This is a genomic window from Paenibacillus sp. FSL H7-689 (genome assembly GCF_000517905.1).
GTDB classification, from domain to species: Bacteria; Bacillota; Bacilli; order Paenibacillales; family Paenibacillaceae; genus Paenibacillus; species Paenibacillus amylolyticus.
In genome coordinates, this window is record NZ_ASPU01000057.1 from 222542 (window position 1) to 237393 (window position 14852).

The 14852-nt window shown below is 44.1% G+C and carries 12 protein-coding genes; 4 read left to right on the forward strand and 8 right to left on the reverse strand.

Annotation, left to right across the window (positions count from 1 at the left end; translation table 11 throughout):
- Positions 1-38 precede the first annotated feature (38 nt).
- Together C170_RS25910 and codB are read right to left on the reverse strand one after the other, a co-directional pair.
- Complete coding sequence (locus C170_RS25910) at positions 39-1307, reverse strand: cytosine deaminase (protein WP_036615714.1); 1269 nt, start codon at positions 1305-1307, stop codon at positions 39-41.
- Positions 1276-2553, reverse strand: coding sequence for a cytosine permease (codB, locus tag C170_RS25915; RefSeq protein WP_036615717.1), 1278 nt, complete (start codon positions 2551-2553; stop codon positions 1276-1278). Before codB ends, C170_RS25910 begins: the two co-directional genes overlap by 32 nt.
- A 498-nt stretch (positions 2554-3051) precedes the next feature.
- Here codB and C170_RS25920 point away from each other — a divergent pair, with 498 nt between their 5' ends.
- Together C170_RS25920 and C170_RS25925 are read left to right on the forward strand one after the other, a co-directional pair.
- Positions 3052-4005, forward strand: coding sequence for an ABC transporter substrate-binding protein (locus C170_RS25920; protein WP_327196670.1), 954 nt, complete (start codon positions 3052-3054; stop codon positions 4003-4005).
- Between the two features lie 171 nt (positions 4006-4176).
- Positions 4177-5895, forward strand: a complete 1719-nt coding sequence (locus C170_RS25925) for an AraC family transcriptional regulator (RefSeq protein WP_051447403.1) — start codon at positions 4177-4179, stop codon at positions 5893-5895.
- Between the two features lie 42 nt (positions 5896-5937).
- Here C170_RS25925 and C170_RS25930 read toward each other — a convergent pair whose 3' ends face one another.
- From C170_RS25930 to C170_RS25940, 3 genes are all read right to left on the reverse strand, one after another.
- On the reverse strand, positions 5938-6318 hold the full coding sequence (locus C170_RS25930) for a hypothetical protein (RefSeq protein ID WP_036615722.1): 381 nt from the start codon (positions 6316-6318) through the stop codon (positions 5938-5940).
- 293 nt (positions 6319-6611) lie between these two features.
- Positions 6612-7643: a ketopantoate reductase family protein gene (locus tag C170_RS25935; RefSeq protein WP_036615724.1), complete on the reverse strand. Its 1032-nt coding sequence runs from the start codon at positions 7641-7643 to the stop codon at positions 6612-6614.
- Between the two features lie 14 nt (positions 7644-7657).
- Positions 7658-8404: an acetoacetate decarboxylase gene (locus tag C170_RS25940; RefSeq protein WP_081746052.1), complete on the reverse strand. Its 747-nt coding sequence runs from the start codon at positions 8402-8404 to the stop codon at positions 7658-7660.
- 151 nt (positions 8405-8555) lie between these two features.
- Between C170_RS25940 and C170_RS25945 the strand changes: the two genes are divergently transcribed.
- On the forward strand, positions 8556-9443 hold the full coding sequence (locus tag C170_RS25945) for a LysR family transcriptional regulator (protein WP_036615729.1): 888 nt from the start codon (positions 8556-8558) through the stop codon (positions 9441-9443).
- Between the two features lie 87 nt (positions 9444-9530).
- Here C170_RS25945 and C170_RS25950 read toward each other — a convergent pair whose 3' ends face one another.
- Positions 9531-10937: a family 4 glycosyl hydrolase gene (locus C170_RS25950; protein ID WP_036615731.1), complete on the reverse strand. Its 1407-nt coding sequence runs from the start codon at positions 10935-10937 to the stop codon at positions 9531-9533.
- A 176-nt stretch (positions 10938-11113) separates the two neighbouring features.
- Here C170_RS25950 and C170_RS25955 point away from each other — a divergent pair, with 176 nt between their 5' ends.
- Positions 11114-11965: an AraC family transcriptional regulator gene (locus C170_RS25955; RefSeq protein ID WP_036615732.1), complete on the forward strand. Its 852-nt coding sequence runs from the start codon at positions 11114-11116 to the stop codon at positions 11963-11965.
- A gap of 98 nt (positions 11966-12063) precedes the next feature.
- Here the strand turns inward: C170_RS25955 and C170_RS25960 are convergent, their stop codons facing one another.
- Both C170_RS25960 and C170_RS25965 read right to left on the reverse strand, forming a co-directional pair.
- Positions 12064-13188 carry a phosphotransferase enzyme family protein gene (locus tag C170_RS25960; RefSeq protein WP_235200836.1) on the reverse strand — a complete coding sequence of 375 codons (1125 nt, stop codon included), beginning with the start codon at positions 13186-13188 and terminating at the stop codon, positions 12064-12066.
- Positions 13189-13360: 172 nt separating this feature from the next.
- On the reverse strand, positions 13361-14827 hold the full coding sequence (locus tag C170_RS25965) for a glycoside hydrolase family 1 protein (RefSeq protein ID WP_036615734.1): 1467 nt from the start codon (positions 14825-14827) through the stop codon (positions 13361-13363).
- Between the last annotated feature and the right edge of the window lie 25 nt (positions 14828-14852).

A 14852-nucleotide genomic window follows, 5' to 3' on the forward strand; every position in this document is an offset into this window, starting at 1 on the left:
GCTAAAATAGCGACTTTAATGGGAGTATATTTTCTTCATTATCTATTAAAAGTAACCTTTTCTGTACCGCCTTCAAAAATGATGGATGTTTCCCGCGGCTTCGATTCCGCAATTTTACGGCCGCCTCTGTAGGAATAAAGTACGCCGGCTTGTTTGCGAACAGCCTCATATTCGTTCTCTGCTTCAAGTACGATGAAGTTAGCAGGTTTACCTTCTTCAATACCGTATACATCCTCAATGTGTAACGTTCTTGCGCTGTTTTTCGTAATGAGGTCGATCGAATTCACGATCTGGTCGTAACCAAGCAACTGCGAAGCATGAATCCCCATGTGCAGTACTTGCAGCATGTTGCCTGTACCGAGCGGATACCAAGGATCAAAGATGTCATCGTGACCAAAGCACACATTTAGACCTGCTTCCTGCAACTCTTTGACACGCGTCAGCCCTCTTCTCTTCGGATACGTGTCGAAGCGTCCTTGCAGGTGAATGTTAACCAGCGGATTGGAGACAAAGTTCAGATCAGCCATCTTCAGCAAACGGAACAATTTGTACGTATAAGCGTCATTATATGACCCCATCGCCGTTGTATGACTTGCCGTCGTGCGTGAACCCAGTCCACGTTCGTAAGCTTCCTTGGCAACAACTTCAACAAAACGGGATTGCTCGTCATCGATTTCATCACAATGGATGTCGATCAGACGGTCGTATTTTTCGGCCAAATCAAACGCAACTTTCATTGAATCAACGCCGTATTCCCGTGTGAATTCGAAGTGTGGAATGCCGCCGACCACGTCAACGCCCATTTTCAGTGACTCTTCCAGCAATTCTGCCCCGTTTGGATAAGAGTGAATGCCTTCCTGTGGGAAAGCAACAAGCTGAATGTCCATATATGGAGCCATTTCTTCTTTTACTTCAAGCATCGCTTTTACAGCAATCAAGCTTGGATCGGTAACGTCCACATGGGTCCGTACATGCTGGATACCTTGTGCCAATTGCCATTTCAGTGCCGTTTTGGAACGTGATTTGACATCTTCATGTGTCAAGAAAGCCTTGCGCTCTGACCAGCGTTGTATGCCTTCGAACAGCGTTCCGCTTAGATTCCATTCCGGCTCGCCTGCAGTGAGCGTTGTATCGAGATGAATATGCGGCTCAATAAACGGTGGCAGCACAAGCGATCCGTTAACATCCAGGATCTCTTCATTCTCGGTCACTTCCAGTGATTGTGTAATTCGTTCAAACTTTCCGTTCTTCACAACGATATTCCATAGTCCTTCTTTACCCCGCAATTTTGCGTTCTGTATAATCATTTATTTTCCCCATTTCTTTGGTTTCTTTCGCAGGAACAATCAGCATCAAGACGATATAGGCCACTGCTGTACCAAGCAGTGCGTTCAATGGTGTTACGCCAGGAGCCAGTTGGGCGAATCCAACGCCGATGGCCCAAGCCACCATCGCTACCCAGTTTACATTTTTGAATGACATGTCGGCAAATGGCTTATAGTTTCTACGTTTCACAATGAAGTAATCTGCGATAATAATAGCCCCGATGGATGGTACCGCCGCGCCCAGTACGTTTAGGAAGCTGACGAAGTTGTTGTACATCCACATGGCGAATACGGTACCCACGATACCGTTTACGACGACGAAGAATTTCTTTGAGATTTTGGTGATGTTCGCAAAACCAAGACCCGAAGCGTACAGTGCATTATCGTTGGTTGTCCAGATATTCAAGCCTAGAACGATGATTGCCGGGATGATCAATCCTTGCAGGAACATGACCTCCGAGATATCGGCCAAGTTATAGGCCATTGCACCAACTGCACCAAACAGAAACATGAGTGAGTTACCCAGGAAGAATGCAATCACTGTTGCGGTAACTGCCTGTTTCGATGTCCGGGAAAACCGGGCAAAATCGGGTGTCAGCGTTCCGCCGCTTATGAATGATCCGATACAGATCGTTAATGCTGCCGCCGCGGTAAGCGACTGAGTCGGCGTGTAATCAAGCAACCCTTGCAGACCGCCCAGCGAACCTGCACCTTCGAACATGGAGTAACCACCGAGAATGGCAATCGCAGGAACCGCGATATATCCGAGAATGACGAGTGACTTCATGCCGAAAATGGCTGATGCTGTCATGGCAAGTCCGAACACGATAATCAACAGGTACACGTTCCAGTCCATGGCTTTGGCGACCGGAATCGCGAACATGGCTACGCCTACTCCGAACCATCCGACTTGTGTGAAGCCTAGCAGGAATGAAGGCAGATACGACCCTTTTGCACCGAACGCATATTTAGCGAGCAAATGTGTGGACAGGCCCGTTTTGGCGGCGATATGTGCCAATGCCCCTGTGTAGATACCGAGCACCAGATTGCCTGCAAGCACGATGCCAATGAACTCCATGAACGTCAAGCTTACTCCCAACGTGCCTCCTGCCAGCATGCTTGCTGAGAAAAATGTGAAACCGAGCATGACGGATAACGTCTTCCAAAAGTGGTTTCTTTGGGATTTCGGCACAGCTTGCCATGAAAACTCTTGATCTTGTTTGCTCATCAGAATACCCCCAACGTAAAGTGTATCTGATACCAAAAAAAGCAGAAAAAAGAGGCTACTTGTCAAGTTATACACTGACAAGTAGCCTCTTTTTGCATCATAATCCGCGCGAAGACACAGAGCATCCCATGACGGGATAAGCCCTGATTCTCGCGTGATTATGAAATCCGCTGCCCTTGCCAGCCTCTCTGGACTGAATTAAAGGTACCAGTATTCAATTACATACTATTATTTTGGAAAAACCTACAGTTGTCAATGTCATTATTATCCAAAGTTTATTAATTCCTTATACAGCAAGCTGTTTTTGATCACGCATACTCCGATGACAACACACCTGCGGATTGAAAATAAAGCAACGAACAAATAGATGTACGCATTGACATTTGTACAAATAAATTCACTGCGTTTTTTTCATTGTAAGCCGCTGAAAAGGCACCTATAATTACGTTGTAATTGATAATGGTTATCAATGAGAAAAAGAGAACTCAGGGGGGAACAATGATGAACAGTACAATTAAGAAACACCTATTCATATGGGGAGCATGCTTCCTTCTTCTATCCGTCCTTGCAGCATGCAGCCGTTCGGAAAGCGCCCCTTCACAAGAAGCTGTGAAGACCAACGAACAAACGACAAAAAGCTATACAACCCAAACAGGCGAAGTGATTGAAATACCCACTCAGCCGCAACGGGTGATCTATCTTGGTTCAACACTTGGAGATCTCCTGGCCATGGATATTTCCGTCGTTGGAGCCAATCTGATTCATGCTTCCGAAAGCTATATTGCAGACCGATTAGAAGGTATTGATGATGTCGGAAATCCTGGTGATTTGGAGGCAATAACAGCCTTGCAGCCTGACTTGATTTTGAATGGTTATAACCAAGATGCTGACCGAAACACCGCTTTTTCGAAGATTGCGCCTACCATTCCGTTCAACTCGGCGTTACCATTTACGGAACGCGTACGCGAACTTGGCAACATTTTTGGCAAACAGGATGAGGCAGAGCAATGGATCAGCAGATTTGATACAAAAGCGGAAGCGATGTGGGACAAGCTGAATGTGGCAGAGGGCGAGACAGCGACCATCTTCTTGCAGTTGGGTAAACAGCTCTATGTGATGGGCAATCGTTCATTGGGTGTAGTCTTGTATCAAGAGCACGGATTTGCAATTCCACCAGCAATTCAGCAAAACATTATCGACAAGGAGCTAACATTCGTCGAACTTTCGGAAGAACTAATGCCGGACTATGCAGGAGATCATGTCTTTGTCCTAACGCTGGATAATGACGAAAGTCGAGCTGAATCTGATCGGTTGTTACAGAGCACACTATGGAAAACATTGCCGGCCGTTCAGCAAGGACACGTTTACAAAGCATCAGCCGATTGGAATACCGACAACCTACTGGCACTGGAGCAATTGCTTGATGAACTACCGAAATGGATGAATCAATAATATCGCATAGATAACGTCAAAAATCCTCCAACCTCTTTGGTTATGGAGGATTTTTGGATTCTGTAAACTTCAGCATCGTGTAATAAGGTCTGCAACGAAACATTCTCTAACGTGTAAAATGTGGTAAACTAGTAATTGAGAATTATTATCACTAGATCGGAGTGCTCCAGAATGCAAATGGCTTCCCTATACATCCAACTGCAGCAGCATGATCTGCTTCAGCTCACACCACTGCAGGAAACCAATCATCATAATCCATCAACCAAGAGCAAGGCTGCCAATGAATATACATTGCTTATTGCTCTGGATCATGGAATTCGGCTGTTAACAAACAACATCTCCCAAGATCTGAGCCAAGGCAGTTGTATTCTGCTCCCTACTCAGCAATCCTACATTCTCAAAACGATAAAAGAGCAAGCGCATGTAGCCCGGTTGACCTTTCTTTCTTTTCAAGTGGATCAGTTGACTCTGCTTCCGGCTTGCCCTCCTCTTATTCTGGGATTTCCTTACAGGCTGTCTCTTTCTACTATAAAACTTGCGTTGGCAAGTGAAGACTGGATTTCTCCGCTGCCTTTGCAATCCAACAAGCAAAATCGGTTGCAGGAGAAGAAATTTACGCCTACGCATCATTCAAAATCAGCAGTTACTCAGGCCCGGCTGCAACTGATACTTAGCCTGATGACTCAGCTAGAAAGCGCTGCTCCGCCAGTGCAAAATGATCAAGCGTTACAGCGTACACTCAGCTATATGGAGCAGCACTACAACGAAGATCTGACCGTAGAGCTTTTGGCGGAAATGGCCGGCATGGTTCGATGGCAATATAGCAAATTGTTTAAAGTGATTACTGGCAAGAAGCCGACGGACTACCTAACAGAGCTTAGGGTCCAACACGCTAAAAGACTACTGTCCAGTTCTACCGAGACCTTACGTGAAATATCCCGACAAGTCGGTTTTAAGGATGAGTATTATTTCAGTCGACGCTTTCATCAGCTCACAGGACACCCTCCCCGGGAATACGCGAATATACTAAGACGTACCAGGCAAAGAACGATCACCGATTCCCTCGGCAGGCAGATTTCCCTCCCTGATGTGGCTATACGAATCGTGGCCACAGGTACCAATACCCTTGGTGAGTTGCTTGCTATCGGTATCCGTCCAGTCGGTGCGGGTATAACTACAATGAAATCACAAGTCATATATCGAAACAAACTGCATCACATCCCGGATATTGGCCTGCAAGGAGCACCGGAACAAGTCTCCCTACTGAAGCCTGATCTTATCCTGCTAGGCAACTATAGTGAGCAGCAGTTACCTCGACTGGATGCCATTGCACCTACCATCGTTTATCGCGAATCAACCAGCACTTTTGAGCGTCTTCGTTATATTGCGGATCTTTTCGGTCGAAGCAGAACGGCTGAACAGTGGATCGACCGCTATGAGGAAAGTGTCAGGAGGATACGGCGACAATTGGCGGATGATTATATTGCAGGAGAACGAGCAACTGTCTATCTGGTGCTGGGTAAGAACATATATGTTATGGGACAGACGGGATTTGCTGCTACCGTGTATGAATCACTTGGCTTTCGACCCAACGAATCCATAAATCAACTGATCATTAATGGCAGACCTTGGATACAAATTGATCACAATAAAATCACACAATACGGTGGAGACCGAAACTTCGTGATGGTACCTCAGGAGGAGATGAATGTAAATATACCGTCTCCGCTCCAAAGTTTGGTTGGCATGTTGTTACCCAGTAAAGTACATATAGTAGAAGCTGGCTGGAACTACGATGATCCCCTTACCCGTGAGAGGTTATTGACGATTCTACCCTCTATTTTTGCTAAGGATGGACTCACACCTCTGCTAGTAAATGAAAAAAAATAAACCGTGAAGCACGGTTTATTTTTTCAAAACATTTTCACCATCTTACGATATGTGTCCAACAACCTCTGGTAATACTCTTTCGTATTCCTTATATAAAACATAACGATTAACACCTCTGGAAGAGTTAAGTGCTTCATGCGCGTGCTGAATAGCGATATCACGGTTTTCTGCTTTAAGTTCAATACCCGCGAGCAATGTTGATCGCATCCACTGTTTTTTAATGGATTGAAGTCTTTCACGCGCATCTTCACTTTTCCCGTCTTCCAAGAGTAGAATGGTTTCGTAATATGTACGGTAGTCCGATAAGCCGATATGAGGTACAGCTTGCCGAATGGCAAACATATCCTTGCGATATAATCCGTAAGCTGCCTTGAACTGTGCTTGTGTTGTTCTTCGCTTATATTTCTGCATAAATTGCTCCATAACTAGTTCTACCTCATCATCAAGTCTGTTTGCAAGAACATAAATAATGTATGTCCCATACAACCAAATAAAACCCGAATTACCCCCAAGATTTCCTCATATGTATCTCCTTCGAATAGAAAAATAACCAGCAAGTCTATATTATATCAAATTTAATTCCCCTTTTTGTATAATATTAGGAAAAAAAATCACGAAGAATATTCTATCTGTAGCAAAATCAAGCCTGATTAGATTTACTGATACAACAAAAAAGCCGCTATATTAGCGACTTTCAGTTGAAATAATTGAATTTATTATTGTCCACTTAATAGTTCTTCAAAAGCTTTTATGTTCGTGTCAAAATCAGGAACGGTTTGAGTTTCTTCAGCAGATTTGACCAGTTTTACTACTAAATCATTATAAGGTGTCGCAATTCCGGTACCTTCTGCTCTGCTTGAAACAACCCCATTAATATAATCAATCTCCGTTTTGCGGTTCTTCTCCAGATCTTGAAGCATGCTTGCTTTGAGCAATCTGGAGGGCTCCATCACGTAACGTAATGTTTTCACCCGTTCAGGGATATCTTCTTTGCTGTTCACTTCGAGTGAGGCGATGTCGAATCCATTCATTTTAACCAAAGTGACCCCATTAGCACGAGCAACTTTAATCGTCTCGTCCGCAATATGAGCTGCACTCACAATGCCGGCTTCATGATCGATAATGTCCCCGTATTCACCATTTAATGCAGCCGACAAACCACTGAAGGCATTGTTGATCAACAATTTGGACCATTTGGTTCCAACCAGGTTATCGGAAATATGTGTTCCACCCACAAGATCCAACACCGATTTGACACGTTGAATTCGTTCGGTGATTTCACCATTTAATTCGCCAATCTGAAAAGCATACTGCTTAAATTGAGTGTACTCGGTAGTCAGACTTGATACACCTGGTTCAATGAACGTAGCGCCGAATTCAACGGAGCCAGCAATAACACGTTTTTCACCCACGATGGACGCCACTTTTTCTTCGGGAATCCCGTTCTGCAAGGAACACACCATACTGTCTTCATTCAAGAATGGAATTAATTCCTGAAGGATGGAATCGTTGTAGAGTTGTTTGGTTAAAAGTAACACGAGGTCATATTGTCCTGATTTCTGATCAGGAGTAATGGCTTTTACTTTTGCCTGAAACTCTGTGGTACCCGTCACTTTAGCACCGGTCTGATTTAAAGCATCTACATGTTCTTGATATGCATCAATTAACTCAACGTCCAGTCCACCATCCGCAAGATATGCGCCTACGATGGTTCCCAAAGATCCTGCTCCTACAATTGCAATTCTCATTTTATTTTTCCTCCTTATTTTTCTTCCAGGTAGTTATATACAGGTTGTGCAGCGTTTAAGGTTAGGTTGGTAAGGATATGAGAAGCTGACACCACTTCCAACACAGGCAGATCTGCAAGAGGTGCCAACGCATGTTCGAACAGTTGAAGTCGGGCAGGTCCTGTCCAAGCTTCCTTCACTTCGATGTCCGTAATTTGAGTACGGATCAGATCACATATTCTTAAATTCCCGGTATAGTCGGTAGCAATCTTAATCATAAAATTAGGTCGGCATATTTCACGTTTGGCGAACTCTTTATCCATCTCCACATGTTTATATCCCATCGTTGCCGTGGCTACACGCAGCGTTCCATAATCTAGTGTGCCAACTAGTGTATCTGAATCGGTATACAACTTGGGTGCACCCAGCTTTTTCGGATAGGCGGTGAGCTCTCGACCACTCGCAATCGCGGGGAAATTGTCTACGTACATCGAATGCACATAATCGCCTTCCTCCCCATTGAATTGTACAGGGATAACTTGTCCAGCTTCTGTATATGCACCCAGTCCAGAAACATCTGGCATCCACATCACTTCGAATCTAACCAAAGGTTCAGTAATTTCCAGAGGTTCCGGTACGGCTGCCCGCAACGCTTTTTCATCGGTCCGGTAAATAATATTCAAATATTCACGATTCACGAATTTGTACGGTGGCATTGGATATGCCGGAGCTGTTAGGGGTGTATTCAGATTTTTAGCTATGTTATTCACATCGATTTTCATCAAAGACACCTACCTTATAAATTTAGTTGAATTTTGTTATTTAAAATTTGATCTGTATCTCATAAAAAAATTCTACATCAATATTTAAATTTAATATAATACATAATAAGTACTATATATATTTATCAGAATAAATAAGGAGTGCAGATAAATGGAATTGCTTCAGCTCAAATACTTTCAGACCGTTGCCTATACTGAACATATCTCCAAGGCAGCTGCCCAATTGAATATTGCTCAACCTTCCCTAAGCTTAACGATTAAAAGACTTGAGGATGAACTGGGTACCCCCTTATTCCACAGGAGAGGAAGAAACATTCAATTGAATTCCTCAGGTGAGATTTTATTAAAGCATGTAAACCGGATTTTTATTGAAATTGAAAATGCAGAGATGGAGATTAAAGCGGAGGAACAGCAAATATCCAATACAATCAGGATCTCGATTACGAATACTCGGTTCCTCACAGGTCTCATTAGTGACTATATCAACGGTTCCCCTGAAACCAAGCTTCATCAGGGTATTGGGACCCGCAGTGAAATTATTACAGGTTTGAAGAAAAATGATATGCATCTGGGCATTACGGGGCATCCGATTCAGGATGAGGAGATTGAGAGTGTTGTTCTTGTTGAGGAGGACATTGTTCTTGTTGTGCCCACGGATCATGCATACGGCGGAGAAACAAGCATTTCATTAAGTGTTGTTGCAAATGAGCCCTTTATTTCCCTTGCCGATAATAAGGAGTACAGCCGCTTTACAACTATGCTCTGTGAAAAAGCAGGTTTCCTCCCCAATCATGCATTTGAGGTCGATTCTCATACCCTGCTTGAAATTATCAGCCTTAATCAAGGTGTTGCATTAATTCCGATCTCCGTATGTAGAGCACTGGGGTTACGTTATGTAAAAATTGCTGATGATTCAGCCATATATCCCATTAGCCTATCCTGGGTCAAACAAAAATGGTTATCTCCTATTGTTCGAGAATTTCGTGATTTTATTACTTCGTACTATGAAGACCATGCTAGCTTGTTTAAAGTGGAGTAGGATTTCTTGATACATGACAAAAGATAAAAACAAAGACCACGTTAGTCCCATGGAAGGAACCGACGTGGTCTTTGATCGTTATCGTTCTTAGTTATACTGCAGTCTGTCCTTATACCAAATGTCCGGAATCATCTTACGCTCCAGTTCCAACAATTCATGGATGATCTTGTCCGCGTCACTGATGGAACTCACGAGCGGGTCGGTGAGCATCGCCCTTCTCAGCTTCTCGTAGCTCTGTTCCAGAACAGCTTCAACTGTAAGCTCATGCGTATCCAGTACAAGTTCTTGCATCCCTCTTATCCCACGTGGCATCTCGCCTACATGAAGTGGTTTCGCCCCATCCATATCTACATCGCACAGTAGTTCCAGGAACGAATCGTTATTCATATTGGTTACCGCGCCTTGATTGAGCGTATTGATGAAGAACTTTTTGCCCAAGTTCCCTACCATATTCTCGATGATGTCAGTCGCATGATCTGGTCCGAAGGTGCTCATATAATCGGCAATCGGGATGTTCCCTGCAAGAAAGTCATCCACCTGACGCCACATTTCATCATGACGCTCATACCTGTCCTCTGTCTCCCAGATCGATAATGGCGGGATGGTGTCCGCAGTTTTGCCAAGACCCTGCCAATACCGAACGTATTCTTTTGTATGCGCTGTACAAGTGGGAATGATTCCGAAAATATCATATAGTTCATAGGTAATTGCATCGTTATACAGAGCCTTTGCGCCGCGATCACCTCCGTTATTTTCATCACCTGCCATCTTGCGCATGGCTTCTGCGATCGTGGGCATCACATTGTTTCCTTCATACTCGGCTTTGAGTAGCCAAGTGAAATGATTAACACCCGCGATACGAAAATCGAATTTCTGGTTGATCTCTTCGGTGAACTGGCTTGTATTTTCAATGATTTCGGCTCGTACAGCGTAATAGGCTTTTTTATGCGGCATATGATGACTATCGCACAGCGCAAACGATTTAAGCTTCGGTGCATATCGATGTAAAGCAATGCCGTGCACGGTAGACGGGTTAATATAATTGATCACCCACGCATCCGGGCACAACTCCTCAATGTCTTTGGCGCATTCCATAATAACCGGTAGTTCCCGCATCGCGCGAAAAATTCCGCCCGGGCCAATCGTATCGCCGGAACACATGCGAATGCCATATTTTAAAGAAATCTGACAGTCAATGCCCCGATATTTCACCGATTCTTCCGCAAAGCTGAGCACAACGAAGTCGGCTCCCGGTAGTACCTGTCTTCGGTCCACTGAACCCTCAATCTTTAGGGATACGTTGTTCTCCTTGGCGACCATTTTCGCTAATTTCACCATTTTCGAGAGCCGTTCCTCGTCCGTATCCACCAAAGCCAGCGTTCCCTGATTCAAATATGGGGAGTGTACCATCTGCCAGATGGACTGCCGACCAAAAAACAGGCTGCCCGCCCCAATAACAACTACCTTTGGATGCTGAGTACTTGTAGCATTCATTAATAACCCCTCCTTTTAACGATATAAGTTCATTATAGGTGAGTGGGCTGGAATCGGAATGTGTGATAGTTTTCAAAACATGTTATATCGTACGATAGTTAACAAGAGATAAATCCTTTGTTATGATAGTCAAAAATGAAGGATGTCATAAAGTAGAGAGGAATGAGTTGGATTAGATGCATACAGGAACTGTAAATATGAGTATAATCGACGAACTTTCGGAGTATATCACACTTCGCATGAGCTCTTATTTGGAACAAACACACAACAGTAATTGGACGGAGCACAAGTCTCATTCCGATTATGATCTGTGGTTCATTACAGCTGGCTCCGTGCTAATTACCATCGATGGAATCGAGCATATGGCGAACCCGGGTGACGTCGTGTTTTTTTATCCGGATATGCCCTACACTGCTTCCACGACCGGAGAGTTGTGCCGATTCGTATACATGCACTTTGATTTCAGCATCGCTGAGCAGAAGCGGATTCTCGGCGAGTTTCAGCTCCCGGGCATTGTACTTGGCAATCTGATTCATGAGGAATCAACGCTGTTCACCTCGTCCTATCGAAGATTCAAGCAGAGTAGCGGCGCTTCCGCCAGTCCACTTTATTTGAAAGCCTCTCTGCTTCTCGTCATCGCCAAAATTTTGGAATTACACGGGCAAGGCTTATATCACGGTGAGTTTCTGAAAGACCGAAAACCGAGGAAAATCGAAGGAAGTCTGGAGGTTCTGCAGAATGTCTTCCCATACGTGGATGCGAATCTGCATCGTGCCATCCGAGTTAAGGAACTTGCAGATATTGCTGGCGTCTCTGAGAAATATTTTATTTCTTTGTTCAAAAAAATTCTCGGTATAACACCTGGGCAGTATATCAATCAGATCAAAATGAACCGGGCCAGAGACTATCTGTACGAGAAAAAATATACGATCCAGCAAATTGCCGGATTTCTGGGTTATCCCGATCCCTTTACGTTCTCCAAAGCATTCAAAAAATTCTACAACGTGCCTCCTTCCAAATTTGAATAACATGCCGCAGACAAACAAAGAGGCAACCGGTCGATCCGGCTGCCTCCATACTTGATGAATCATTGGTTATTCAGGGTTTAGTTTACGTACAGGTCCCTTCAGCGTCCCTCATACTCAAAAGGAGCTTCAGTGGAATACATCTCATGGAAAAATCCTTTATACGGTATATCCTCTTCCAGACATTTAATGAGATACAACAGTGCTTCGTCAGCTTCCGGTTCTTCGCCAGCACGCTGCATTTCCTCAAATTGACCTAGAATATTCTCCAAGAGAGTAACTTGAATAAATAAAGGCAGCTTCTCCAACATCGAATCTTCGATCTTGGTCTCGGAAGTATATCCAGCGAGGGCATTTTGAAAATAGTCATCCATGAACTGTCTGCGTTTATCCGCATCCGGCTCAAATTGAACCCAGCCGACTCCGTGTGTCCATAGATCGGCCAGATCATACATATACCAACCAAAGCATGAATTATCAAAATCATACACGGTGATCTGTCCGGTATCAAAATCGATCGAGTAATTCCCATCGTTATAATCAAAATGGATCATGCCAAATGTCTCTTGGTTTGTATCCAAACCTTGTAAGGTATTCAGGAGCTCAACCATCTTCTCCTTAAGCAGAGGGAATGATTCAGGTACCAGGTTATCGATATATTCACCGCTGTAATTGTCAATCAAATGATGCCGGCGATGAACGGGAGTGTACCCTTTCGATAGCTGATGCATTTTCCCCAGAACTTTACCGCTATTATAATAGTATTCGGTAAGTGGGACCCCTTCACGATACTGATAATGGTTCTCTACCAGCAACTTTCCCTTGGCCTTCACAAACATACAGACAAAGAATGTATGCTCATCATAAGTGATCTCTTCTAACAAAAAGCCCTTTTTCGAGCTAACTACATTCGAGACACTTGCACCGTGCTCAAACAGATACCGGACATACTCCAGTTCGGCAATGTAATCTTCCCGCTTTCTGTCAGGCAAAAAAGACACCCGTAGAATTAGCGATTCACGCCCCTTTTGCTCGCATGTGTAAACGACATTCCGTCCACCCTCATGAGGCGGAATAAGCTGAATATTGTAACCCTCCAGGTCAAACAACTCGGATACCAATGCCAGTACATGCGTATTGCTGATGATAACAGCTTCGTTAAAATTAATAATAATCTCCTCCAGTAAACATTGTTTGGACGGTTTCCCGCACTGCAATGTCCACAAAAGGAATCTCTGTAACGCAAATATCCTTTTGTGAACCTAAAGCATAATCACCTTGTTAGACATTGAATTCACTCCTCTTGTTTGAATAAAACAATTTTACATAATTATCCCTTATTTGACTAGTACAAAATAAAGACCGCCCATATGGGCGGCGTGTAAATTTTTTTTATAATTACAGCGTTTCTCCGTTTGTTTCAATAACTTGTTTGTACCAGTGGAAGGAGTCTTTGCGAGTTCTTTCAAGCGAACCTTTGCCAGCATTGTCTTGATCTACATATATGAAACCATAACGTTTGCCCATTTCAGAAGTCGAGCAGCTAATGATATCGATAGGCCCCCAGCTAGTGAAACCCATCAATTCAACGCCGTCAGCGACAGCTTCTTTCATCTGCTCAATGTGGCTGCGCAAGTAATTGATGCGATAAGGGTCATGGACTGCCCCGTCCTCTTCCGGTGTGTCGATAGCACCCAGCCCGTTCTCAACGATGAAGAGCGGCATACGGTAACGATCATACAATCGGTTCAGGGCGACGCGAAGACCAATCGGATCAATAGGCCATCCCCATTCGGTAGCTTTCAGATGAGGGTTTTTGATCTGACTTACCAGCATACCAGAGTTGCTGTTGTCATTCGGGTCATATTTTCCGATATACGTCATGTAATAACTGAAAGCAATAAAGTCCACGGTATTATCCCGGATAATGGCATCGTCGTCAGGAGTTTTAACCAGTTCAATGCCGTTTTCCTCAAAATATCTTTGCATATAGGATGGGTATTCGCCTCGTGCCTGCACCTCTGGGTAGAACAGGTTCATCTGATCTTCCTTCATTGTCTGCAACACATCTTCCGGTTTGCTAGAAGCAGCATACGTTTCCAGACGGCAGATCATGCAACCAATCTGAGCATTTGGCATCTTCTCTTTACCACTTTTGACAGCCAGTGAGCTTGCTACAAATTGATGATGAGTTGCCTGATAGGCTACCTGCTCTGGTGTACCCTTAATTTTATCTTCCAGAATGCCGCCGCCAGTATACAGACTTGTCAGCATCATATTCATTTCATTGAAGGTAATCCAGTATTTCACTTTGTCTTTGTAACGGTCAAACAGCGTATTGGCAAATTTCAGATACAGATCGATCATCTCGCGGCTTTCCCAGCCGTTGTACTTGCGGGTTAACTCTACGGGCATCTCGTAGTGAGAGATCGTTACAAGCGGCTCAATGCCGTATTTCAAGAGTTCGTCAAGCACGTTATCATAGAAGGCAAGACCAGCTTCATTGGGAACGGCTTCTTCTCCTGTAGGGAAGATCCGTGTCCAGGCGATCGAAAGACGAAACACTTTGAAGCCCATCTCCGCAAACAAGGCAATGTCTTCTTTGTAGCGGTGGTAGAAATCCACGCCGTTCCGTTTCGGGAAATATACGTTGGTGTTACCGCTCAGATATTCTTCTAATTGAACAGAATCCACGTCGAAGGTAAAATCCTTGCCATTGCGCTCCTCATGAGGAACGAATGGAGCCATGTCTGAGGTAGAGAGTCCTTTGCCGTCTGCGTCATATGCACCTTCCAGCTGATTGGCAGCGGTAGCTCCGCCCCATAAAAATCCTTTAGGAAATGAGTGTTTAATTGTTTTTGTCATGTTGTTTCTCTCCTTTTTTTGTATA

Excerpts from the sequence above, each read along its gene's own strand:
- C170_RS25940 (WP_081746052.1), bottom strand. The coding sequence starts at position 8,404 with ATGAAAATCGATGTGAATAACATAGCTAAAAATCTGAATACACCCCTA.
- C170_RS25950 (WP_036615731.1), bottom strand. The coding sequence starts at position 10,937 with ATGAATGCTACAAGTACTCAGCATCCAAAGGTAGTTGTTATTGGGGCG.
- C170_RS25930 (WP_036615722.1), bottom strand. The coding sequence starts at position 6,318 with ATGGAGCAATTTATGCAGAAATATAAGCGAAGAACAACACAAGCACAG.
- C170_RS25910 (WP_036615714.1), bottom strand. The coding sequence starts at position 1,307 with ATGATTATACAGAACGCAAAATTGCGGGGTAAAGAAGGACTATGGAAT.
- C170_RS25965 (WP_036615734.1), bottom strand. The coding sequence starts at position 14,827 with ATGACAAAAACAATTAAACACTCATTTCCTAAAGGATTTTTATGGGGC.
- C170_RS25955 (WP_036615732.1), top strand. The coding sequence starts at position 11,114 with ATGCATACAGGAACTGTAAATATGAGTATAATCGACGAACTTTCGGAG.
- codB (WP_036615717.1), bottom strand. The coding sequence starts at position 2,553 with ATGAGCAAACAAGATCAAGAGTTTTCATGGCAAGCTGTGCCGAAATCC.
- C170_RS25925 (WP_051447403.1), top strand. The coding sequence starts at position 4,177 with ATGCAAATGGCTTCCCTATACATCCAACTGCAGCAGCATGATCTGCTT.
- C170_RS25935 (WP_036615724.1), bottom strand. The coding sequence starts at position 7,643 with ATGAGAATTGCAATTGTAGGAGCAGGATCTTTGGGAACCATCGTAGGC.
- C170_RS25920 (WP_327196670.1), top strand. The coding sequence starts at position 3,052 with ATGATGAACAGTACAATTAAGAAACACCTATTCATATGGGGAGCATGC.
- C170_RS25945 (WP_036615729.1), top strand. The coding sequence starts at position 8,556 with ATGGAATTGCTTCAGCTCAAATACTTTCAGACCGTTGCCTATACTGAA.